Raw genomic sequence first — 20,762 nt, 5'->3', positions numbered from 1 at the left:
ATACCCCACGGGATCGCATCCAGATCAGCAAAACCTATTCACTTCAACGACATAGACAGATGGGTGTTATGAAACAGGATTGTAGTCGTCCGCCCATTCGGCGATCGTCGTGCGGGCATGGTCGAGACCGAAGAACAGGGTCTCGTTCAAGAGCTCGTCCCGCATCCGGCCGTTGAAGCTCTCGCAGAAGCCGTTCTGCATCGGCTTGCCCGGTGCGATGAAGTGCCAAGTCATGCCGTTCTCCTGTGCCCAGGCGAGCATGGCGTTCGAGGTGAACTCGGTGCCGTGGTCGGAGACGATCATGCCCGGCTTGCCGCGGTGGGCGATCAACTCGGTCAGTTCGCGTGCGACACGGCGGCCCGAGATCGAGGTGTCCGGGATTGCCGCCAGGCACTCGCGCGTCACGTCGTCGACGCTCAACGCACCGTCACGACCGCGCGGCAGGCCGCCGAAAAATGGACACCCTTCCGCGACAGCCTGAGCGGCGAAACTGGGGAATTTTACTTCGGCACTTTTGGGGAAAATTCGAGCGGCATTGACAGTAGATGCGGTTGATGCCCGACGGCTCGCCGCCTTGCCGCAGCAGGATGAACGCCGCCGGTAGCCGAAGCGCCGGCGCGCGTTGGCAAGGTCGCGCAACTGACTTCGCAGCTCCCTGCGGGCGCCGTGACCGGTAGCGGACCATCTTGCGATCGGCGCTGACGATGGAACAGGCCCGCCGTTCCGACAGGCCCATGGCGGCCCTCAGATGCGCGACGGCTTCGCGCTTGGCGACGGGCCCTACCATTTTTTTGACAGAAGCTCGCGCAGCGCCGAGGCTTCCAGCATCTGGTCGGCCAAAAGCTTCTTCAGCTTCGCGTTCTCCTCCTCCAGCGCCTTCAGCCGCTTGGCGTCGGAGACGTCCATGCCGCCATACTTGGCTTTCCAGTTATACAGCGTCGCCTCGGAGATCCCGTGCTTGCGGGCCAGATCGCCTGCCTTCGCCCCCGCCTCGTGTTCGCGCAAAACCGCGATGATCTGCTCTTCCGTAAACCGCTTTCTCTTCATCTGTCCGTCCTTCAATCGAGGCCGGACTCTAATCTCAGATGGAGGAAATTACCCGTGGCAGGTCACGATCCAACTGGCTAACCGGCGACAGCTAGTTGTCCCTTCAAATCCGGCACGCCGCGGTCCCTACCGGATGCTTACCTTCGTCCTGACGCCCGGGCAAACGCACGACACCCAAGGCTTTGCACCCTTGTTCCGGATGATCACCGACCGGATCGAAGCTTTCCTTGCCGACAAAGGATATGAACGCCGACGCCATTCGCGAAGAGATCGCCAGCGCCAACGTCGAAGCCGTTATCCAGGCAAAGAGCAACAGGCGCGACCCGATCCCTCACGACAAAGCCAAGTACAAATGGCGAAACCAGATCGAGCGGCTCTTCAACAAGCTCAAGAACTGGCGGCGCATTGCAACCCGCTACGACAAGACCAAGGGATCCTATCTCGGCTTCCTCCCAATCGCAGCAGTCAAACTATATACCCTTTGTCCACGAGCGCTAGCTGGATGCTGCAGATCTTCTGCAGCGCACTACCCATCGGTCGGTTGGTTGCCATTTGCCGCTCTCAGCGGGATGTAGAGGAAATCGAAGCTACACTAGCTGTATTCGAGAAGAAAGCGAAGCTCAGTTTCGATCCGACGACTGGTTGTCTATGATCGAAGGTAATTACGATTTTCACATCGGGATCGCGCAGGCTGGCCGCAACCGTAATTGTCCGGATTCTATAGCCGATTCTGGAGGAAGGGCGACGGATGCTTTACATTGACAGTGTTGTAGTCTATATGGCCGTGTTCGGAAACCACAGTGTCGATAGTGGGGAGTTTTACCCCCCCCTCCAATTCACACGAGGGCCGACCTCGCAGCAGCGGACAAAACAGGACACATTTGGGACCTAGTTGGCGCGGTGCTTGTCCTGGTTGTGGTGACGAGCGCGATTTTTGGTCCGCTCATCATCACACATAAAACTATCCGCATTGTCGGGCCTCGTTTGGCGGGCCCTGCAGCAGATGCCATCAGCGTCGGCTGGATTCTTAGCGTTTGAACGGGAGACTATAGTGGCTCGTGTTGTATTGGTTCGGCATGAAGATGGTCCGGAGGACGACCGGGTCGTTGAATTCTTCCGGGCGCACGGCGTACTACCCCAAACGATCAGACCCTTCTTGGGTGAGCGGTTAGACGATGTGGATGCATCGGTCGTCGGCAGCGTGATCTTTGGCGGGAAATTTAACGTCTTCGACGATCACGAGTACCCGTTTCTCAGGCACGAAAAAGAATGGGCCGAGCAATGCCTAAAGCAGAACGTCCCCCTGCTTGGGATCTGTCTTGGCGCCCAAGTTATGGCTACTGTCCTGGGCGCGAAGGTTGGACCTCTTCCTGGCGATCCGGGCGAGTTCGGCTACTATGAAATCGTCGCAACCGAGGTCGGGAAAGCCTATCTCCCGGAACGGCTACACGTCGCGGAGGCGCACTATCACCAATTCGAGATTCCGGCCGGCGCCGACCTCCTGGCCAAAAGCGAGCTATTTGAGCACCAAGCGTTCCGTTATGGCGAGAAGGCCTTTGGATTCCAATTCCATCCCGAGGCAAGTCCCTCCGTGTTTCGCCGATGGCAGCAAGACCCAGGAAAATACGTTAGACTAGGCGCCCAGGACCGTGCCAAGCAAGACAGGCTGATGAACATCCATGACGCCGCGCAACATGCTTGGTTCACGGAGTTCCAGGAGCGCTTTTTCGAGCCGGCCGTGCAAGCTGCCTGTTTCACAAAGCGCCCGTCGTCAGCGGGTTGAAAAAGCGGTGGCCTGTAAGCCAACTGAACAGCCGTTCCCAGCTGAGGGGCCGGGTTAATCCGGGCGTGGGACTATTCTAGACGTTATGACCGAGGTGTGAGGGGCGGCCGCCCTTAGTCCTTGCAGGCTTAAAGCGAATGGGGTTGCTCTGGAGTCCGAGCCTAGTGGTGCGGGTGTGGTCAAGGCGGATGCCTATGGAGTAGGACTCAGCGCAGTCACTCGCCGTTGCCCTCCGACGGTTGCACAGCTTTTTTCGTGGCGCACCTCCAGGAGGGGACTCAGCTCCGCCAACACAACGCTATGTCTGAGGTGTATGTCCCCAAACGGACTCCTTCCCGGCTCTGGCCGTTTAGACGCTCAACCTTAAGCCGGTACTCACTTCGGAGCTTCGGGTTCGGTTTTGGATCGAGTTCGGCGAACGTGAAGCCTGGACTAGCGGAGACGCCGTGCATGTGAGTTCGTCCTGATCGATCGCCGCGCTCAACGACCAACTCGCTTCTCCTGGACATATGTTCGTCCACGACATGGCTCAGAGCGTTTCGCCTGGCGGCGCGGAGATGTAGCAGGACGCATAGATGTAGCCGGTCGTACGCTCTAGATGATCCTCCATACCGAGTTTGGCCATGGCCTTCAGGATCGCCTGCCGTTCCGTCGATGTGGAGAAGCGGCGCTGGCGCTGTCTGAACCGTTCTACGAGCCGTGTTTCCAACGAGAAAGCCCGAAAGGCCGCCGCGATGTCGTTGTACCTGAAGGGGTGCATTGCGAAGGCGACAACCCACGGGCGTGACGACGCCGACGCCTCATACACGCGTGCAAAGGTTGCCTCGGTTGCATAACCCACACAGCCTGTGCTGATCAGGATATCCGCATCCGCGAGTGCGCTACGTTCCTTTACCATCAAGTCACGAGTTTCCACATCAGTCGTGACGCCAGCCTCCAACAGACCCAGATCCAGCGCATAGCGAACAGCCCGGAACGATGGATCCACGCCGACGAACTGGATGTCGTCGCGGAGGCCCTGTTTGCGAAAGAAGGCGCGATGCTCAATCTCCTGTCGGCGCGACAGCGATCCGCTGGGATCCAGATAGGCAGCATACAGATCGTCGAGGTCGAGATCGGTTCGCAGCAAGGCAGCGTTGACACCATAGGAGCAACCGACATCGATTATCTTCAACTTCGTCTTGTTTCGAACGCGTCGATAATCGGCGAAGATCCTTTCGAAAATCGGCTTGGCCCGATCTGGAAGCATATAGTCCAGGAGCAAACACGCCCGTAAATAGGCGTGCGGCCACCTGCGATTGTAGGTTGCCGTGAAATCGTACTTCGCCCCCTGAATTCTGCTGCGCTCTGCACTTGATGCCTGACCTGACATGCTGCTTCCCTTCTTCGCTTCAGTGATCGCAATCTCACCCACGACATATAAATATCGCTCGCCAGCTCCTCCCGCCTCACGAGAGACGTTTCAAAAGTCGTGCCAGGCTGGGCAGAGGTCTAAAAGCGATTTTCTGCACATCAACTCAATTGCTTAGTGCAACGAGACGCTAAGTCTGCTTAGTGCAACGGGAGGCTAAGTCGACATCACGGTGTCGCGTACTCGACACTCTGGCAATCTCGATGCACGTCGCTATCCCAGAATGGACATGTGTTCGTCCTCGTGGGTCAAAATCCCCGGGTATGGTCACTTGAAACTCCCTCAGCGGCGTTGACACGTTAATCGGGGTGCGGTTGCTTGCGTGTCGGATTGAACGCAATTCTGGGCGATGGACCTCAGAATCAGTTTCAAACGCCATCGGGTTCCGCCGCAGATCGTTGCTCACGCGGTCTGGCTTTACCTGCGCTTCAACCTGAGTCTGCGTGAAGTTGAGGAAATGCTGCTCGAGCATGGAATTGGCGTGTCATATGAAACGGTCCGCGTTGGACGGCCAGTAAGCATTCGGTAGGGACCGCGGCGTGCCGGATTTCAAGGGACAACTAGCTGTCGCCGGTTAGCCAGTTGGATCGAGCTGGTCTCGAATGTTTCCGCGAAGGGCCTCGATGCCGAAGTCGCTAAAGGCAGGGGTTTCGATTCCATCGATATCGTAGACCCACAGCTTACCATCCTCAGGCTCGAGCTGGTCCGACAGGTCCCACAGCAGGTCTTCATCGTGGCCCAGGATTTGGGCGACGCGCCGGATCGTGAAGACGTGGGCGATCGCTGCCATGGTTCAGGCGGCTGCCGCTTGCTGATCGGGCTTTCTCCATTCCCACGGTAGCAATTCAGGAAGCCGGCTATGTGGGATGCCGGCGATGCGCGCGAGCACGTCGGCCAGCCATGCCAACGGATCGACATCGTTGAGCTTTGCCGTCGTAATGAGCGTGGACATGGCGGCTGCCCGGGCCGCGCCGCGTTCCGAACCGGCGAAGAGCCATGATTTTCGTCCCAAAGCGAAGCCTCTGAGCGCCCGCTCGGCAGCATTGTTCGTGAGGCAAATTCTGCCGTCGTCGAGGAAGCCGGTGAAGCGATCCCAGCGCCTGAGCAGATAATCGATCGGCTTGACGACCGAGGCCGAGCGCGACAGCCGGGAGCGCTCATCCCGCAGCCATGCTTCCAAGGCAGTCAACAGAGGCCGGCTCTGTTCCTGCCGCACGCGCAGGCGTTCTCCCGCGTTGAGGCCTTTGATGGCGCGCTCGATGTCGAACAGCGCGTCGATGCGCTTGACGGCTTCGAAGGCAATGGGCGAGATCGCCGGCGCCTGTCGGCCACGCCGGGCATTGGCGGCGATGTCGGCCAGTTCGAAGAACTGACGTCTGGCGGGGCTCCAGCACAGCGCCGGCGTGATCGCTCCCTGGGTCCGCGACGGATCGTAGAGCGCATTGTAGCCGCTGTAGGCATCGGCCTGGAGAATGCCGGCGAAGCCTCGAAAGATGCCGCTCGGGATGCTCCTGTCGTCGATCGCCCGAGGCGTAGTAGAGCGCCGCTGGCGGCGCACGGCCTCCAAAGGGCCGGTCGTCGCGGACATAGGTCCAGATGTGGCCGGTGACGGTCTTGCCCTTGGCCAAGATCGGCACCGTAGTATCATCGCCGTGCAGGCGCTCGCGGCCAGAACATGGGCCTCGATCAGCTCATAGAGCGGCTGCAACGCCGTCGCGCAGGCGCCGACCTGGTCGGCCAATGTCAAGACACTCAGATCGATGCCTTCGCGGGCATAACGTTCACTCTGGCGGTTGAGCGGCTAATGCTGGCCGAACTTCTCGAACAGGATCATCGCCAGCAGGTTCGGCCCGGCAAAACCGCGCGGCGTCACGTGGAAGGGAGCCGGCGGCTGCGTTATCCTCTCGCATTCCCGGCATGAGAACTTCTCGCGCACGGTCTGAATGACCTTCCACCGCCGCGGGATCACCTCCAGCGTCTCGGTGATATCCTCGCCCAGCTTCGACAACTTTGGAGAGCCGCAGCACGGGCAGCTCTCGGGTGCGGCAATCACGATCCGCTCACGCGGCAGGTGCTCCGGGAATGGCTTGCGCGACGGCCGCTTGCGCTCAAATATGCGAACTCGTCTGGCTCCGGGCCGCCGCTTTCTCGGCAGCCAGTTCGTCCTCGCTCGCCGCCGTCTCCAAGTCCTCAAGCTGCAATTCCATCTGCTCGAGCAGCCGCGCCTTGCGCTCCGAGCGGCTGCCAAAGAGCTCGCGCCGCAGCTTTTCTATCTCTAGCCTGAGGTGGGCGACCAGGGCGGCGGCGTGGGAGCGCGCCGCCTCGGCCGCAATGCGCGCTGCATGCGCGGCGACAATCAAGGTGAGACTCAGCGTCAATCAGGATGAGACTCGGCGGTGGGGGTGTGACGAAGGGAGGGCGTAGCCCGACCGGAGTTGCACTCCCGCCGCGGCGCAATTTTTCGGCGTCTCATGATCGCGGTTGGCCCGGTAGCGTGGGTGATTTTCTGGGAATGGAGAATCACCTTTGTGCCGGGTCGCCATGTAACCGATCATCAGACGAGGCTTTTTATGAAGTACCGACAAAACAATTCCATTGAGGTCTCCGCCGCCAAGGCGTCGATCAGCCGGGCGACAGCTTGCCGCATCGAGAAGGAAGCGCGTCTTCCATCGCAGAGCAGGCCGCCGCGCGACCGGCGTCGCCCCGATCCTCTTGAGCATATCTTCGATGGTGAGGTTGTTCCGCTCCTCAAGGCCGCTCCCGGCATCCGTGCGGTCGCCGTTTACAATGAGATGCTACGGCGTCATCCGGAACTGTCCGAAGGTATTCGCCGCACGCTTGAGCGCCGTATCCGATCATGGCGGGCTGTTCACGGTCAGGAGCAGGAAGTGATCTTCCGTCAGACGCACGAACCCGGTCGGTTGGGACTGTCGGATTTTACCGACATGGGCAGCCTCGGCGTGACGATCGCCGGCCAGCCGCTCGACCATCTGCTCTATCACTTCCGGCTGGTCTGGTCGGGCTTCGAGCACGCCCATGTCATCCTTGGCGGCGAAAGCTTCGTCGCTCTGGCCGAGGGCCTGCAGAACGCGCTGTGGTCGGTCGGCGGTTCGCCGCTCTATCATCGCAGCGACAGCTTGTCGGCCGCCTTCCGTAACCTCAATGCCGACGCCAAGGTCGATCTGACGCATCGCTGCGAGGAACTGTGCGGCCATTATCGCATGACGGTGACGCGCAACAACAAGGGCGTCGCGCACGAGAACGGCTCGATCGAAAGCTCCCACGGCCATCTCAAGAACGCGGTCCGCGATGCGCTACTGATGCGCGGCACCAGGGACTTCGACGATCTCGGCTCCTACCGCGCCTTCATCGATGAGATCGTCAGCCGCCGTAATGCCGCACATGGCAAGCGCATTGTCGCTGAGCGCCCGCATTTGCAGGAACTTCCCGCCCGCCGCACCACCGACTTCGAAGAGGTGGTCGTCACGGTGTCGCGCACCGGCGGCTTCACCTTGCGCAAGGTCTTCTACACTGTGCCTTCCCGCCTGATCGGACATCGGCTTCGCGTCCGGCTGTTCGACGATCGCCTCGAGGTCTTCATCGGCGGGACGCATCTGATGACGTTGCCCCGAGGACGCGGCCATGCCGACGGCCGGCACGACCAGGTCGTCAATTACCGGCACGCCATTCATTCCCTGCGCAAGAAGCCGATGGCGCTTCGGGATCTCGTCTATCGCGACAAGCTCTTTCCCCGGCTGGAATATCGTAGAGCCTTCGACGTTCTCATCGAGCAACTGCCCGACAAACAGGCTTGCAAGATTGCCGTCGAACTGTTGGCGCTGGCTCATGATCGTGGCTGCGAGCGTGAACTGGCTGAGGAGCTTGCCAGAACGCTCGACACCGGCGAACTGCCTGATCTGGCCGCCCTGAGAGCGCTCTTCGGCCCGGATCCGGCTCAGTTGCCGACTGTTCATGTGCAACTCGCATCGCTCAATGGCTATGAAGCCCTGATCGGAACGGCCTGCGCGGGAGATGTCGCATGAAGAGCATCCACACAATAGATGAAGCACGCCTCGGCATCATGCTCAACGAGCTCCGGCTGCCGACAATCAAGACGCTCTGGCCGCAGTTCGCCGAACAGGCCGAAAGAGAGGGATGGCCCGCCGCCCGGTTCCTCTCGGCCATCGCCGAGCATGAGTTGGCCGAGCGGGCGCACCGCCGGATCGAACGCCACCTCGCCGAGGCGCACCTGCCGCCCGGGAAGACCCTCGACAGCTTCGCCTTCGATGCCGTGCCGATGGTCTCCAAGGCCCAGGTGATGGCGATCGCCGCCGGCGACAGCTGGCTCGCAAAGGGCGCCAATATCCTGTTGTTTGGCCCGCCCGGCGGCGGAAAGAGCCATCTCGCCGCGGCCATCGGCCTCGCCCTGATCGAGAACCGCTGGCGCGTGCTGTTCACCCGCACGACCGATCTCGTCCAGAAGCTTCAGGTCGCGCGGCGGGAGCTCCAGCTCGAATCCGCCATCGCAAAGCTCGACAAGTTCGATCTGCTCATCCTCGACGACCTGGCTTACGTCACCAAGGACCAGGCCGAAACGAGCGTGCTCTTCGAACTCATCTGCGCAAGATATGAGCGGCGCTCCATCATGATCACCGCCAATCAGCCCTTTGGAGAATGGAACAGGGTCTTTCCGGATCCCGCCATGACCCTCGCCGCGGTCGATCGGCTTGTTCATCACGCAACGATCTTCGAGATGAATGTCGAAAGCTACCGGCGCAGATCTGCCATAGAGGCCAAACGCCAGCGCGGCAGACCCGCCTCCTACGCGACAATTAAAAACACGCACGAACTTGTCGCGGAGCGACAATCAGAAAACGACGAAAGCCTTGCCAGCGACAATCAGCGTGATAATTTGCCCGTGACCGCGCTCTGAGAGTCTCATCCAGATTGTCGCGCACGTCTCATCCTGATCGTCGCGCTATACGCTGCACGTTCCGCCAGGATCATCGCGTGGGCGGCGGCAAGGTCGGAAGGCAGCGAATCGGCAGCGGTGTTCACAAGCCGAGCGAATCATGACCGCCGGCGATTTTCAAAGGCAAAATCTCATCCGACCGATGTTGGACGCCACGTTTCTTGCGGATTTCGCCAGTCGATGCCGGACAACAGATAGCCGAGTTGCGCCGCCGAGATCGTTACCGCGCCATCGGCAGGCGACGGCCACAGAAAGCGGCCTCGCTCCAGCCGCTTGGTGAACAGGCATGCGCCCTGGCCGTCGTGCCAGATCACCTTCAAGAGGTCACCCCTGCATCCGCGAAAGCAGAACAGATGGCCGCTCAAATGATCGCGCTCCAGAACCTCCTGGACCTGCAAAGCCAAGGACGGGAATCCTTTTCGCATGTCGGTGTGGCCGGTGGCCAGCCATACCCCGAACACCGCTCGGAACCGGGATCATCGCCGATCAAGAACGTCAAGAACTCGACCCAGCGCATCGGCATCCACCGTCCGGTCAACCCAAACGCAGCGCCCATCACCGAGATCGATTTCAATCAACCCGCAGGCGTGGCGGGAAACGAGGACTAGCCTCACTCCTAGCGGCCACATCGCCGCTCACCGGCCGCTTCGTATCCGCTGCGCTGATCGTGACCGGGACAAATCCCGTTTCCACCCCGCCGCCCCCAAGACGGCCCTCCCGGGCTTGCCGTCGCCAACTGAACAAGAGGCTATTTGCAATCTCGTGCCGCCGCGCCACGTCGCAAACAACAGTACCGGGCGCGAAGCTTTCCTCAACGATCCGGATCTTGTCCTCATGCCGCCAGCGCCGGCGCCGTTCGGCACCCAAAACTTCAATCTTCATCGACCTCATGACCTTAAGCATAGACTTAAGGTCACAGACTCCGACGAACCCCCTCAATCACGCAAGGCGGCCTCCGTTGCAACGTTTCGGCTCCATGCACTAGCTAGTTTCCGTCCATTAACGGCAAATATTTGAATTCGTTTTATTAATCGCGGCTTTGTGCAGGCGAGGCCCGGCGGTTTCAGGTATGTTTGGATCATGCTACTGATTCCAAAGTCCTGCCACCGCCGGAGCCGACAATGCGCCAAGAACGGTCCCGGTAGGGACGATGGTTGCCCATCGCCCACCGGGTCACCGGGTCACCGGAGGCGGTCGAAAGCCGAATGGCTGAACTACTCGACCACGACCTTAGCAGTTCGTAGTCTCGATGCTCGACCAGTAGTTTTCGAATCCTCCTTGGGTTCAATCGTCCGCCGCAACAGAAGCTTCAAACAAATTTACAGAACCATTGCGCCTGCAGATCACTGGCTCTGTTACATTCACTCCAATCTGAGGTGGGGCCGTAGCAATATCAGCATCGGCCTTGTCCGTGCCGGACGGTGCAGCACGAAATGGAGGTCAACGCAGATGACAAGAAGGGCGCTTATCCTACTTGAAGGGCATCCAAGGGGCAACGGTCTTCTATACGTCCAAGCGGCCCAGCGCCTTGGCCTTCATCCAATTACCATGTCGACTGATCCAGCTCAGTACGATTATCTTGCGGCGGAAAGAAGTGAGGCTATCCGCGTTGATACAGACAATCTCGATGCGCTGATCCGCGAGTGTTCCCGGGTAGGAATGACCTATGAGATTGCTGGCATCAGCGGTTTTTCGGGCGACGATGAGTCGGTCTATGCAACAGTTGGCAAGCTCTGCCGGCATTTCGATCTACCGGGACCGAACCCTGACTCTATCGAACAATGTTATGATAAATTCACTCAACGTCAGCTCCTCGCGGAGGCTGGCGTTCCAATTCCCGCATATCGCCTGGCCGCGAATAGGAAGGACGTACAAAGGTCTGCCGCGGAGATTGGGCTGCCAGTGATTGTTAAGCCAACCGTGGGCAGCGGCAGCATGGGTGTTCGATTGTGCCGCGACGTCGATGAGTTAGCGGAACAGACGACCTATCTGTTGAGCGGGCAGCACATATGGCGGTCCCCGCCGAGGATGCTGGTCGAAGAATTCGCACAAGGCCCTTCTTATTGGGCCGATATAATGGGAGACCAGATCATTGGGATTGGCACCGTTGAGAGGAACCCTCCACCGCATTTCGTCAGCCGTGCGTGGACCATTCCGGCCCCGCTGAGTGATGGTGAGCATGAGCGTATCGTCGATGTTGCGCTGAGCTGTTTGCGAACTCTCGGGCTTGGCTGGGGGCCATGGGGCATTGAATTCCGGTGGACAAAGCGTGGCCCGGTCGTCATTGAAGTCAATCCGCGGCTACATGGTGCGCCGGTCCCCCAACTGCTTCAACTGGCTTACGGTATCGATGTCGTCACGGCGCACATCAAACTTGCTATTGGCGAAGAATGGGATTTGCACAAAAAGCATTCGCACATTGCGGCCGCGCGGTTCCTAGTTGCTGATCGCGATGGCATCCTCGAGTGGACCGCCGACGACACTCGGGAAGCTGCTGTACCAGGTGTTGCCGAGATCAAATTTTATCTTGAACCCAAGGCGCGGATCATTAGGAAAGGCGATTACCGAGACAGCCTCGGACATGTCGTTGCCAGTTCACCCAGCCTTGCTTGCACTGAAGCGATCCTTCAGCGTGCCGTCGATTTGCTCCATTGGTCGATTACGCCATTTCCGACCGTTGGCGACTAGGCACGATCTACTTTCCCTCGCGCCAGCGCAGACGCTGAATAAAAATAGGGCGTGGTCGATTAGCTCTGCCATTGGGCTTTCGCCCTCACAAATCCGGCATCAAATTTGTTCAAACACATTTGATTTCATGTGGCTTCGGTAGAGATGTGGCGTCGGTCACCAGGCCAGAGGCAGCCGGCCAGTGAGGACACCGAGCGCCACATAGCAAAGCGGGTTACAGGGATCGAAGGAAGTCCATCAGCGCCGGTTGATCACGCCCATCGTTTGGGATCTTGCCGAGACTCGGCGCCTCGCATTTTTCGAGCGCTTTAGCCTTGGTCTCGAAGTCGACCCTCTGCATCGACGTTCATGGCAGCGAAACGTGCCCGACCCATCCGCGGACTGTGTTGATGTCGACGCCGGCACGCAGGAGCTGGCTCGCCGTGGTGTCGCGGATGGAGTGACCGATCAGCCGTGACGGCACGGTGTAGGGCGGATTCAAATGGTCATCGCAACACCGATTGTGTTCACTCAGGGCAGCAGCGTGCGCGTCAAGTGCCTCTGCTGGCGTTTTCCAACCCAGCGTCTTTCTCGGTCAGGCATTGAGGGCCAGTTAGCGAAACCCTTGTCCCGCTTTTGCGAAATCCGCAGGCAAGCTCCACCCGGCTTCTGCTGCCCAATGATTCGCCAAGAAGCATAGTTTGCGGCCGGTTCCACCGCTTTCGCCGCGAGAGCTTGTCGAGACGCTCAACCATCATCTGGTCATGAAAGACCGCGATTGGGGTCGGCCGAGGCCAGACCTTCGGCGGTGATCGACAGCGGTCGAGCGCTTCTTCGATTCGATCAACCGGATCCGCTACCTTGCCAAGAACTTCGAGGCCACCATCGCCTTGCCGGGACCTTCCTCTACGCCGCATCAGTCATACTACGCTCGCGTCCGCTTGGCGCGCCCAGTTTGAGTTTCTGGTCGGACTGCGAGGAATTTCACCAAAGCGGTTGAACAGGCTCGGCACTGAACGAAGCTGCTTAGAGGCTTCTCCCCCGGCTCGATTGAGTCGCAGAATCAATTGGGCACGCTCTTCGAGCCCAGTGGGATGGTTACTACGCTATTTTTCTTCTGGTTTCCGTTGAAGTCACGGGAGAAAAACGTGAACTGTATCCCCAGAGCGTTTCGGCATCGGAAACAGCTAAATTCACCTCAAGGTCCGGACGGGCCGCTCATTAATTAACAACAACAATGAAATAATAGCAATTTAACAATAATATATTTTGATCAAAGGAGGTAGCATCGCTTGCGAGATGCTGGAATCCGTGGCAGATCCTGCTTGATCTGCGGCGGTCCGGGCGAACTTCTCGGCAGACAAGTCGTAGCGGAAACTGGTCAGCTTACACATTAGCGGAGAATACATGAAAGCCGTTGGTAAACACAACGCACTCCGACAAGCTGCGCAAATGCGGATTATGGCGTCACATGCGCTTACGGGTGACGCCAATCCATTGGCGCAGCACTATTTTGAATGGGCAGCCTCCTACGAGTTGGATATGGACCGCGAACGCTACTGCGGCCCCTCGATCGTGGCAGAAATGGCGGGCACCTTACAGGCTGCGTATATTGGCGGTGATAGAGCGGCCACTGCAGTTCTAGACGCGGGGTGCGGTACAGGCTTGGTTGGTGTGCAACTGACCATATCGGCCTCCGCTTCATCGTCGGCTTCGATCTCTCGGAAACAATGGCCGAAATGGCGCGCCAAACCGGGGTTTATGGCCACGTTGAAGGCGAGGTTGACCTTAACAGGCCCCTCTCAGAATACGCGAGCGCGAGCTATGATATGATTGTCTGCTGCGGTGTCTTCACACTTGGACATGTCCACCCGGATGGGCTGCGCGAGCTTGCGCGCCTCACGCGTCCGAACGGATTCGTAATTGCTAGCACCTGCAAGAGCTATCCGCAGGCAATGTCGTTTGAAGACGAGGTGCTGCGTCTGCAGGAGGCGAGCGTCCTTACGCCGGCACAGTGTTTGAACGACGGCAGATTCCTCAATGGCGAGGATGCTCATTACTGGGCCTTGCGAGTGCTCGAGAAGTCAACAAAGCAGCGACGATGACCTGCCGATCTGCCCGAGTGACGCCGATGCCAACACAAGGACAGCGAGGAGGACGAGCAATGGATCTCCAGGACGGAAACGAAACGAGCGAGTCGCGTTTTGCGGCTTATGTCGAGACGCTCTTCTCGGTACTGGGTCACACTGACCGGGTGGCGCCCATGGAAGGCGTATTGCACGGGGCTGCTTTTTGCTGGGCGAGCGGAGGAGCGTTGAGCCGATGGCGGCACGGTGGAGCTTGGTAGCGTCCAGGCTACGCACCAGTCTCCGGGTCCCGGTAGGGACGATGGTTGCCCATCGCCACCGGGTCACCGGAGGCGGTCGCCCATCCCCGGTTCCCACAGAACGTGGCGTGCGGAGCTACCGCACCACGCTCTTCGGCAGTTGCTTCACAGCACCGCAAGTGCCCGCAGCCCCCTGTATGGGAGCCGCAGTTTCGGATGCAGTAGCGGGGTCCGTTCTTTGATCTGGTGGAAGGCGTCCCAGTCGAGGCGACCGCCGTCACGGCTGCGACTGCACAGCATTTTGCGCCTGTAACGCTCAGCGACCCGATACACCTTGGTCAGCGACCGGATATTTCCGGCAACACCATAATAGGCATAGTGGCCACGCAGGGCAGCGTTTATCGCTCTGACCTGATCACTGATCGCGTGATGCCGTATTTGTCGCATTAACTCTTGCAACGACGACACGCTCCTTTGAAGCCGGGACTTCTCCGTGCGCATGCCAACCGCTTGAACCGGATGGATCACCCTTGTTCACGTCAAATTCTTCGATTGCATGCTGGCGGTGCGAACCCCGGGAGCACCTCATACCACTCGCAATGACGCGGCATGCGATTACGCCTTCCCCTTTGAGGGACAGGGTCGGCCACTCCGATCACGTTCGATTTCGGGGCTATATTCCCGTTCACTTGCCTACAACCTCCCTGTCTACGCTTCGCAACGCCCGTTACCGGACGTCACGCAAGACTCGGTTCGCGGCTGCTCGCTACGCTTTGCCGTGGCCGTCATCTCAGACGGCTGAATTCAACGCGCTTGCAAGGCGCAACCCGGCCAGATCTGTACGTGCGGCACTACCGCATACGGCTCCTATCGGATGTTTTGACGGTGAACCGAGCATCTGGATGCGGATGCAACAGCCGACATGGCGGAAGGTATCTGCAAAGCAGCCTTCGGAAACGATCCCAAGACATGGGGTTTCGCTGGCTTCGACGCATCAAAGCCTGTCGCCAAGCGCGACCAACTTCCCAGCGGAACCCTCCCAATCTTCTTAGATTGTCGGGCACCGCATGGTAGTTCAAATACCCCTGTAAAACTTGCCGTAGCCACCGACCTACTACTGCCATTCGTTGTGTGATCATTACAGGCGCTGGAATAGGATTTTCGTCTGGCGGAAATCTCAAGCATATGCGCGACCGTACTGGCACGTTCGCCGGCGATGCCGCGACTGTTGCTGAAAGCTATCGAAGAGGAATTCAGCGGATTCCACTGGCGCTTTGGAACCTTGACGTCGGTTATCGCGGCGGTCAACGGACCAGCTTACGGTGCTGGATGCGATTTAACCTTGATGTGCGATATTCGGATTGCCAGTGATCGCGCTGTGTTTGCAGAAAACTTTGTTAAAGTAGGCATCATTCCCGGTGATGGTGGCGCGTGGCTTCTGCCTCGTCATATTGGGCTCTCGCGTGCTGCGGAGATGGCGTTTACCGGTGACCCCATCGACGCCCAGACGGCACTCGCGTGGGGTTTGGTATCTCGGGTCGTGCCCTTAGAAGATCTGATACCAACGGCACAGGAACTTGCGGGGCGAATTGCCTCCAATCCGCCCCGGCAGCTGCGCATGACGAAGCGCTTGTTGCGCGAGGGCATGCAGTCAGGGCTCGAAACCCTCTTGCAAATATCGGCGGCGTACCAGGGGGCTTGCCATCAGACCGAAGATCATGCGGAGGCCGTGAGTGCGTTGCTCGAAAAACGCGTCCCAGTTTTCTCTGGTAAATAGGGGAATTTATCAAGCGAGATGTAAAACGATCCTAGGCCCCAGACAGCGACCTGGGCCTTCTCGATGGGGTTGAGGGCGGACTGAAGCTGGTCGAACTTGCTGACGGCGTAACTGCAAGCGAGATCCGCAACGCCATCGAAGCCACGATCGTCAACTATCGACGCATCCGAAACAACAGTCAGAACTCCAGAGAATTGCACGGCCCACGATCTGGGCGCGATCGCCATCAAGGCGGCGATGGAGCGCGCCAAGGTCAGCGGCGAGGAAGTGGACGAGGTGATCCTCGGCCAGATCCTCACCGCGGGCCAAGGCCAGAATCCGGCCCGTCAGGCCTCCATGGCCGCGGGCGTCCCGCAGGAGAAGACCGCCTGGGGCCCCAACCAGCTCTGCGGCTCCGGCCTTCGCACGGTCGCCATCGGCATGCAGCAGATCGCAAACGGCGATGCCCGCGTGATCGTGGCGGGCGGACAGGAATCCATGTCGCTCGCTCCGCACGCGGCCCATATGCGCGTCGGCGCCAAGATGGGCGACTTCAAGCTCGTGGACACCTTGCTCAAGGACGGTCTCATGGATGCCTTCAACGGCTATCACATGGGCAACACCGCCGAGAACGTGGCCCAGCGCTGGCAGCTCACCCGCGAGGAGCAGGACCAGTTCGCCGCCGCTTCCCAGAACAAGGCCGAGGCCGCTCAGAAGGAAGGCCGCTTCAAGGAAGAGATCACGCCCGTCACGATTGCGAGCCGCAAGGGCGACATCGTGGTTGATCAGGACGAGTACATCCGCGCCGGCACCTCCATCGACGCGCTGGCCAAGCTCAGGCCCGCCTTCTCGAAGGAGGGGACGGTGACGGCCGGCAACGCCTCCGGCATCAACGACGGCGCCGCCGCCGTGGTGCTCATGACGGAGTCGGAAGCGCAGAACGCGGCCTCACCCCGCTTGCGCGAATCGCCTCCTGGGCCACCGCCGGCGTCGACCCGGCCATCATGGGCACGGGCCCGATTCCCGCCTCCCGCAAGGCCGTTGAGAAGGCGGGTTGGAAGGTACAGGACCTCGAACTCGCGGAGGCGAACGAGGCCTTCGCCGCCCAGGCGCTTGCCGTCAACAGGGACATGGGCTGGGATCCGTCCATCGTGAACGTGAACGGCGGCGCGATCGCCATCGGCCACCCGATCGGCGCATCCGGCGCGCGTGTGCTCGTCACCTTGTTGCACGAGATGGGTCGCCGCAACGCAAAGAGGGGGCTTGCAACCCTGTGCATCGGCGGCGGCATGGGCGTCGCCATGTGCCTGGCGCGCTAAGTCGCTCTTGAGAGCAGCGTTAGACGAGTTCATGAGCATCTCCCAAGCACGTCTATGAAAGAAAGTCGAGGACACCTGCGCTGCAGCAGGGCGTTTAATGAGCCAAGGGGTCTGGCAGGTGGTTGCCAAGCTGTTCAACATCGTGCAGCCGGACATCGCCCTTCGGCCAGAAGGATTTTCAGCAATATGCCGTGGTCCGGCAGGTGGTGAAGGATCTCATCACCGGACGGGTACGATTGAAGGACGGATTGATGAAGAGAAAGCGGTTTACGGAAGAGATGGGGTATTCGGTTCAGGTCGCTGAACGTTTGGCCCCTTTTCGGATCATGACGTTCGCCTGATGCTGAGCCGGCCTAGCAAGAGGAGATCGGCATGGGCGTTTATGAGGACTGGATATTTCACTCGACGCGGTAGCTATTTGTGTTGTCGGCGAGACCGGCGAGATGCTGTGGCAGGGGAAGGTGCTTAGTGACCCGATGCCGTGACGCCTACTCTTCACCGATAGCGGGCCGATCTCGTTCGCGTTGGTCTGGAAGCCGGCGCGACTTCTGCGTGGATAGGCGGGCATCTTGTGGATGAAGGCTTACCGATCGTCTGCCTCGAGAGTCGCCATGTCAAGGCTGCTTTGAGCGCATTAATGGTGAAGACGGACCGGAGTGACGTGTAGGGGATTGCGCAGATTGTCCGCACAGGGTGGTTCAAGGCAGTGCATCTGAAGTCTGCGGCCGGGCAGAGGCTGCGCACCCTGACTGCGGCTCGCAAGGCTGCTGTGAGGGCGGCCACTGCCAACGAGCAGGTTATCCGCGGCCCGTTGCGTCCGCTTGGTCTGAAGATTGGCGCTGTCACACGCGTTCGCTTCGAAGCCAGGGTGCGCCAGATGATAGGAGGGGATCGGCTCTTGCTGACGATCTTTGCGCCGCTCCTCCAGATGCACAAGAGCCTGCGCGAGAGCCTTGCGGATCTGCATCGCCTTGTCCTGGGGGCGGTCGCGCGGACCCCGTCTGCCGTCGCCTCATTGATGGCACGCTCGATGTCGAACAGCGCGTCGATGCGCTTGACGGCTTCGAAGGCATACGTCGTTGAGCGCCGAGGAAGGACGTGCAGCCGTCCCAGCGCTTCAGCACATAGTCGATTGGCTCAGCACCGGAGAGCTTCGGGACAGTCTTGCCCGCTCGCTCCGCATCCATTCCTCAAGCGCCTCTGCGATCGGCCGACTTTCCTGCTGGCGTCGTTGCAGGCGTTCGTCGGCGGCAAGACCACTGATGTCGCGCTCGATATCAAACAGCAGGTCCATTCGTTTGACCGCCTCGAGCGCGATCGGCGAGATCGGTGCGCACCTTGCCGTGCTTGGCATTGGTAGCGATGTCGGCAAGCACGAAGAACTTTCGGCGCGCATGCGCCCAGCACAGCGCCTGGGTCAGTGGACCGGGATCGCGGCCCACTTTGAACAGCGGGTTCTAGCCGCCATAGGCGTCGGCCTGCAGAATGCCACTAAAGGTCGATACTGTTGAAAAAGTCCGGCGCACCCAAATCGCCACCGATATTAGAATCCAGTTCCACCCCGGCGCATTGCATGGAATCAGGATTCAATTTTGGCGTCTCTGCGGAAACGCCATCCTACGAAAGTGCCACGGGCGACCGCGACGCGGACTTTTTCAACAATATCTGTCTTCAGATGCCGTTGGGGATGTTCCTGCCGCCGATCGCGCGAGGCATAGTAAAGTGCCGCCGGCGGCGATTGCCCGCCGAATGGCCGGTCATCCCTGACATAGGTCCAGATGCGGCCCGTATCGGTCTTGCCCTTCGCCAAAATCGGCACTGTGGTGTCGTCTCCATGAAGCCGCTCGGCGGCTAGCACATGCGTGTACCGGCTTCAGCGCCGCGGCACAGGCTCCGACCTGGTCCGCTAGCGTCGACAGGCTGAGGTCGATGCCCTCGCGGGCATAGCGCTCGCTTTGTCGGTTCAGCGGCTGGTGCTGGGCGAACTTCTCGAACAGGATCATCGCCAAAAGGTTTGGGCCGGCAAAGCCGCGCGGGGTCACGTGGAAGGGCGCCGGCTCCGTAGGCACTCGCGGCAGGTGAACTTGTCGCAGTTTTGTGTCGCGAATAGTTATGGCAACGGCCACCGAAATCTTGCGTATCCAAGCCGATGAAAATTACGCTATTGTGTTTCATCGTTCGCCCTCGTTGAAAAAGTACGGTCTAAACGACTTTTGGCGTTGACGCCGGCTGGATAAATTTATATCGCGCAACACTGTACCGGCCGTCGACGCTGACAGGCACCTCGCCCTCGATGGTCGCGCGACGAACGACGCGGCGTTGGTGGCCGAAATCCTTGATCGCACAATGCATCGTGGCTCGGTTGTCCCAGACAGCGAGATCACCCCGCTTCCATTTCCAACGCACGGTGTTTTCCTGCGCCGTAATATGAGACTCAAATAGATCGAATAGCCTCAGGCCGTCATATCTCGAGACGCCAACAAATCCTGCTACATAAGAGCCTAGCACCAGTGTGCGCTCACCCGTCTCGGGGTGGACGCGTACCACGGGATGTTCGGTCTCGATCCTCGTTCCGGTAAGGGGCTCGGCAAAACGCCTATAATGAGGTGAGGGCCAGCTGTGAATAGCCCAGAGGCCTTCGGCAAGCCGTTGCAGCGGCAACGGTAAGTCGAGATATGCGGTCGCAGTGTTTGACCACACCGTGTCACCGCCGGCTTGTGGGATCACAACGCCACGCAGCACCGAGATCTTGGGGTAGGCATCCATGCAGGACAAATCGATGTGCCAAATGTCGGCCCCGATATCTCTGCGTGAGTCAATTTCGAAAATCGGCGTAGTTTCCTCCGGAACTGGCGAAAGCTTCCCGAAGCGAAGAGCAAAGCGCTCCTGCTCGGCGTCGTCGAGATGACCCTGGTCGCGGAAGAAGATGACCTTGTGCTCCAGCACCAGGCCGTTTATCGCAGCGATGGCTTGGTCCGGCAAATCGGCCGACACCTTGATGTTCCTGATTTCAGCCCCGATGCGCGCCGTGCATTTGACGACATCCGTATGTGGGATGACGTTATCGATCAAATCCCTTTCACTCATGGTGGCGTTCTCCGATACTGCAGTTTTGTTCGCTATTCGCAGGCGGTATTGTTTCATATGTTATGCCAACCGCACCTACCACTCCTGTTAGGCTGATCTCGCCCGAAGCGAGGTCGAGCTCCGTTCTAGAGTTTTCGGGGAGGCGTCGATACTACGGCATTTGGTAGTTGACGCACCTGCTTGTACCCGGCGAAACACCGTGCCAATCCTATCAAGCTCAGCGCTAGCACCGGCTCATGTGTGACAGGCGCTTTTGCCATGCAGCAGCATGCTAAATTACAGGCCGCTTCGGCAGCAACACGAGCCACATCGTGCCCCGGCTCGTAGATGCTATGGGGCGAGCGGCGAGGTTGTGGCATCCTTCGGCGCTATGGAAAACACCATCAGAAGGAGG

Annotated in this window: 17 protein-coding genes and 6 pseudogenes; 12 read left to right on the top strand and 11 right to left on the bottom strand. The window is 59.5% G+C overall.

Annotated features, from left to right (window positions below; genetic code table 11):
- Window positions 1-78: 78 nt before the first annotated feature.
- Window positions 79-1,047, bottom strand: a pseudogene (locus NKI41_RS31510) (transposase); the annotation flags it as partial.
- Between NKI41_RS31510 and NKI41_RS31505 the strand changes: the two are divergent.
- The 3 genes and pseudogenes from NKI41_RS31505 to NKI41_RS31495 form a co-directional block, all read left to right on the top strand.
- Window positions 1,013-1,276 (top strand): annotated as a pseudogene (locus tag NKI41_RS31505) (hypothetical protein); the annotation flags it as partial. The pseudogenes NKI41_RS31510 and NKI41_RS31505 overlap by 35 nt on opposite strands.
- A gap of 13 nt (window positions 1,277-1,289) precedes the next feature.
- Window positions 1,290-1,622: a hypothetical protein gene (locus NKI41_RS31500; RefSeq protein ID WP_352686816.1), complete on the top strand. Its 333-nt coding sequence runs from the start codon at window positions 1,290-1,292 to the stop codon at window positions 1,620-1,622.
- A 476-nt stretch (window positions 1,623-2,098) separates the two neighbouring features.
- Complete coding sequence (locus NKI41_RS31495) at window positions 2,099-2,830, top strand: glutamine amidotransferase-related protein (protein ID WP_352686807.1); 732 nt, start codon at window positions 2,099-2,101, stop codon at window positions 2,828-2,830.
- Between the two features lie 529 nt (window positions 2,831-3,359).
- Here the strand turns inward: NKI41_RS31495 and NKI41_RS31490 are convergent.
- Window positions 3,360-4,244, bottom strand: coding sequence for a hypothetical protein (locus NKI41_RS31490; RefSeq protein ID WP_352686804.1), 885 nt, complete (start codon window positions 4,242-4,244; stop codon window positions 3,360-3,362).
- A gap of 346 nt (window positions 4,245-4,590) precedes the next feature.
- Between NKI41_RS31490 and NKI41_RS31485 the strand changes: the two are divergent.
- Window positions 4,591-4,743: pseudogene (locus NKI41_RS31485) on the top strand (IS6 family transposase); the annotation flags it as partial.
- A 72-nt stretch (window positions 4,744-4,815) separates the two neighbouring features.
- On the opposite strand, the gene NKI41_RS31480 reads toward NKI41_RS31485, so the two are convergent.
- Together NKI41_RS31480 and tnpC are read right to left on the bottom strand one after the other, a co-directional pair.
- Window positions 4,816-5,031: a hypothetical protein gene (locus NKI41_RS31480; RefSeq protein WP_352686802.1), complete on the bottom strand. Its 216-nt coding sequence runs from the start codon at window positions 5,029-5,031 to the stop codon at window positions 4,816-4,818.
- 3 nt (window positions 5,032-5,034) lie between these two features.
- Window positions 5,035-6,619, bottom strand: a pseudogene (gene tnpC, locus NKI41_RS31475) (IS66 family transposase).
- Between the two features lie 150 nt (window positions 6,620-6,769).
- Between tnpC and istA the strand changes: the two are divergent.
- Both istA and istB read left to right on the top strand, forming a co-directional pair.
- The gene (gene istA / locus NKI41_RS31470; RefSeq protein ID WP_502901262.1) at window positions 6,770-8,284 is read left to right on the top strand and encodes an IS21 family transposase; all 1,515 of its coding nucleotides are present in this window, start codon (window positions 6,770-6,772) and stop codon (window positions 8,282-8,284) included.
- The gene (gene istB, locus NKI41_RS31465) at window positions 8,281-9,174 is read left to right on the top strand and encodes an IS21-like element helper ATPase IstB (RefSeq protein WP_352686797.1); all 894 of its coding nucleotides are present in this window, start codon (window positions 8,281-8,283) and stop codon (window positions 9,172-9,174) included. Before istA ends, istB begins: the two co-directional genes overlap by 4 nt.
- A 170-nt stretch (window positions 9,175-9,344) precedes the next feature.
- On the opposite strand, the gene tnpB is transcribed toward istB, so the two are convergent.
- A complete protein-coding gene (gene tnpB, locus NKI41_RS31460; RefSeq protein ID WP_352686794.1) occupies window positions 9,345-9,638 on the bottom strand; it encodes an IS66 family insertion sequence element accessory protein TnpB in 294 nt (97 codons plus the stop codon).
- Between tnpB and NKI41_RS31455 the strand changes: the two genes are divergently transcribed.
- Window positions 9,567-9,821, top strand: coding sequence for a hypothetical protein (locus tag NKI41_RS31455; RefSeq protein ID WP_352686813.1), 255 nt, complete (start codon window positions 9,567-9,569; stop codon window positions 9,819-9,821). The two genes, tnpB and NKI41_RS31455, sit on opposite strands and share 72 nt — an antisense overlap.
- Here the strand turns inward: NKI41_RS31455 and tnpA are convergent.
- Window positions 9,784-10,095 carry an IS66-like element accessory protein TnpA gene (gene tnpA / locus NKI41_RS31450; RefSeq protein WP_352686792.1) on the bottom strand — a complete coding sequence of 104 codons (312 nt, stop codon included), beginning with the start codon at window positions 10,093-10,095 and terminating at the stop codon, window positions 9,784-9,786. The genes NKI41_RS31455 and tnpA overlap by 38 nt on opposite strands.
- A gap of 567 nt (window positions 10,096-10,662) precedes the next feature.
- On the opposite strand from tnpA, the gene NKI41_RS31445 reads away from it, so the two are divergent.
- Window positions 10,663-11,901 (top strand): ATP-grasp domain-containing protein, encoded by a 1,239-nt coding sequence (locus tag NKI41_RS31445; protein ID WP_352686790.1) that lies wholly within the window; start codon window positions 10,663-10,665, stop codon window positions 11,899-11,901.
- 346 nt (window positions 11,902-12,247) lie between these two features.
- On the opposite strand, the gene NKI41_RS31440 is transcribed toward NKI41_RS31445, so the two are convergent.
- Complete coding sequence (locus NKI41_RS31440) at window positions 12,248-12,382, bottom strand: hypothetical protein (protein WP_352686787.1); 135 nt, start codon at window positions 12,380-12,382, stop codon at window positions 12,248-12,250.
- A gap of 1,228 nt (window positions 12,383-13,610) precedes the next feature.
- Between NKI41_RS31440 and NKI41_RS31435 the strand changes: the two genes are divergently transcribed.
- Window positions 13,611-13,985 carry a class I SAM-dependent methyltransferase gene (locus NKI41_RS31435; RefSeq protein WP_352686784.1) on the top strand — a complete coding sequence of 125 codons (375 nt, stop codon included), beginning with the start codon at window positions 13,611-13,613 and terminating at the stop codon, window positions 13,983-13,985.
- A gap of 386 nt (window positions 13,986-14,371) precedes the next feature.
- Here NKI41_RS31435 and NKI41_RS31430 read toward each other — a convergent pair whose 3' ends face one another.
- Complete coding sequence (locus NKI41_RS31430; protein WP_352686782.1) at window positions 14,372-14,707, bottom strand: RNA-dependent RNA polymerase family protein; 336 nt, start codon at window positions 14,705-14,707, stop codon at window positions 14,372-14,374.
- Window positions 14,708-15,434: 727 nt separating this feature from the next.
- Here NKI41_RS31430 and NKI41_RS31425 point away from each other — a divergent pair.
- The 3 genes and pseudogenes from NKI41_RS31425 to NKI41_RS31415 all read left to right on the top strand — a co-directional run bounded on the left by NKI41_RS31425 (window position 15,435) and on the right by NKI41_RS31415 (window position 17,585).
- Window positions 15,435-15,983: an enoyl-CoA hydratase-related protein gene (locus NKI41_RS31425; protein ID WP_352686780.1), complete on the top strand. Its 549-nt coding sequence runs from the start codon at window positions 15,435-15,437 to the stop codon at window positions 15,981-15,983.
- Between the two features lie 156 nt (window positions 15,984-16,139).
- Window positions 16,140-17,281 (top strand): annotated as a pseudogene (locus NKI41_RS31420) (acetyl-CoA C-acetyltransferase).
- 97 nt (window positions 17,282-17,378) lie between these two features.
- Window positions 17,379-17,585 carry a hypothetical protein gene (locus tag NKI41_RS31415; RefSeq protein WP_352686778.1) on the top strand — a complete coding sequence of 69 codons (207 nt, stop codon included), beginning with the start codon at window positions 17,379-17,381 and terminating at the stop codon, window positions 17,583-17,585.
- Window positions 17,586-17,915: 330 nt separating this feature from the next.
- Here NKI41_RS31415 and NKI41_RS31410 read toward each other — a convergent pair whose 3' ends face one another.
- From NKI41_RS31410 to NKI41_RS31395, 3 genes and pseudogenes are all read right to left on the bottom strand, one after another.
- Window positions 17,916-18,248 (bottom strand): hypothetical protein, encoded by a 333-nt coding sequence (locus NKI41_RS31410; protein ID WP_352686810.1) that lies wholly within the window; start codon window positions 18,246-18,248, stop codon window positions 17,916-17,918.
- Window positions 18,249-18,479: 231 nt separating this feature from the next.
- Window positions 18,480-19,370: pseudogene (locus tag NKI41_RS33415) on the bottom strand (IS66 family transposase); the annotation flags it as partial.
- Window positions 19,371-19,483: 113 nt separating this feature from the next.
- Window positions 19,484-20,368, bottom strand: a complete 885-nt coding sequence (locus tag NKI41_RS31395; RefSeq protein ID WP_352686776.1) for a TauD/TfdA dioxygenase family protein — start codon at window positions 20,366-20,368, stop codon at window positions 19,484-19,486.
- Window positions 20,369-20,762 lie beyond the last annotated feature (394 nt).

This window comes from Mesorhizobium sp. M0601 (assembly GCF_040320845.1).
Taxonomy (GTDB): domain Bacteria; phylum Pseudomonadota; class Alphaproteobacteria; order Rhizobiales; family Rhizobiaceae; genus Mesorhizobium.
Note: the sequence above shows the minus strand (reverse complement) of the source record. Positions and strands in the feature narration are given on the sequence as shown.

Excerpts from the sequence above, each read along its gene's own strand:
- NKI41_RS31395 (WP_352686776.1), bottom strand. The coding sequence starts at position 20,368 with ATGAGTGAAAGGGATTTGATCGATAACGTCATCCCACATACGGATGTC.
- NKI41_RS31445 (WP_352686790.1), top strand. The coding sequence starts at position 10,663 with ATGACAAGAAGGGCGCTTATCCTACTTGAAGGGCATCCAAGGGGCAAC.
- NKI41_RS31435 (WP_352686784.1), top strand. The coding sequence starts at position 13,611 with ATGGCCGAAATGGCGCGCCAAACCGGGGTTTATGGCCACGTTGAAGGC.
- istB (WP_352686797.1), top strand. The coding sequence starts at position 8,281 with ATGAAGAGCATCCACACAATAGATGAAGCACGCCTCGGCATCATGCTC.
- NKI41_RS31415 (WP_352686778.1), top strand. The coding sequence starts at position 17,379 with ATGAGCCAAGGGGTCTGGCAGGTGGTTGCCAAGCTGTTCAACATCGTG.
- NKI41_RS31455 (WP_352686813.1), top strand. The coding sequence starts at position 9,567 with ATGGCCGCTCAAATGATCGCGCTCCAGAACCTCCTGGACCTGCAAAGC.
- tnpB (WP_352686794.1), bottom strand. The coding sequence starts at position 9,638 with ATGCGAAAAGGATTCCCGTCCTTGGCTTTGCAGGTCCAGGAGGTTCTG.
- NKI41_RS31430 (WP_352686782.1), bottom strand. The coding sequence starts at position 14,707 with ATGCGCACGGAGAAGTCCCGGCTTCAAAGGAGCGTGTCGTCGTTGCAA.
- NKI41_RS31480 (WP_352686802.1), bottom strand. The coding sequence starts at position 5,031 with ATGGCAGCGATCGCCCACGTCTTCACGATCCGGCGCGTCGCCCAAATC.
- tnpA (WP_352686792.1), bottom strand. The coding sequence starts at position 10,095 with ATGAAGATTGAAGTTTTGGGTGCCGAACGGCGCCGGCGCTGGCGGCAT.
- NKI41_RS31500 (WP_352686816.1), top strand. The coding sequence starts at position 1,290 with ATGAACGCCGACGCCATTCGCGAAGAGATCGCCAGCGCCAACGTCGAA.
- NKI41_RS31410 (WP_352686810.1), bottom strand. The coding sequence starts at position 18,248 with ATGCAGATCCGCAAGGCTCTCGCGCAGGCTCTTGTGCATCTGGAGGAG.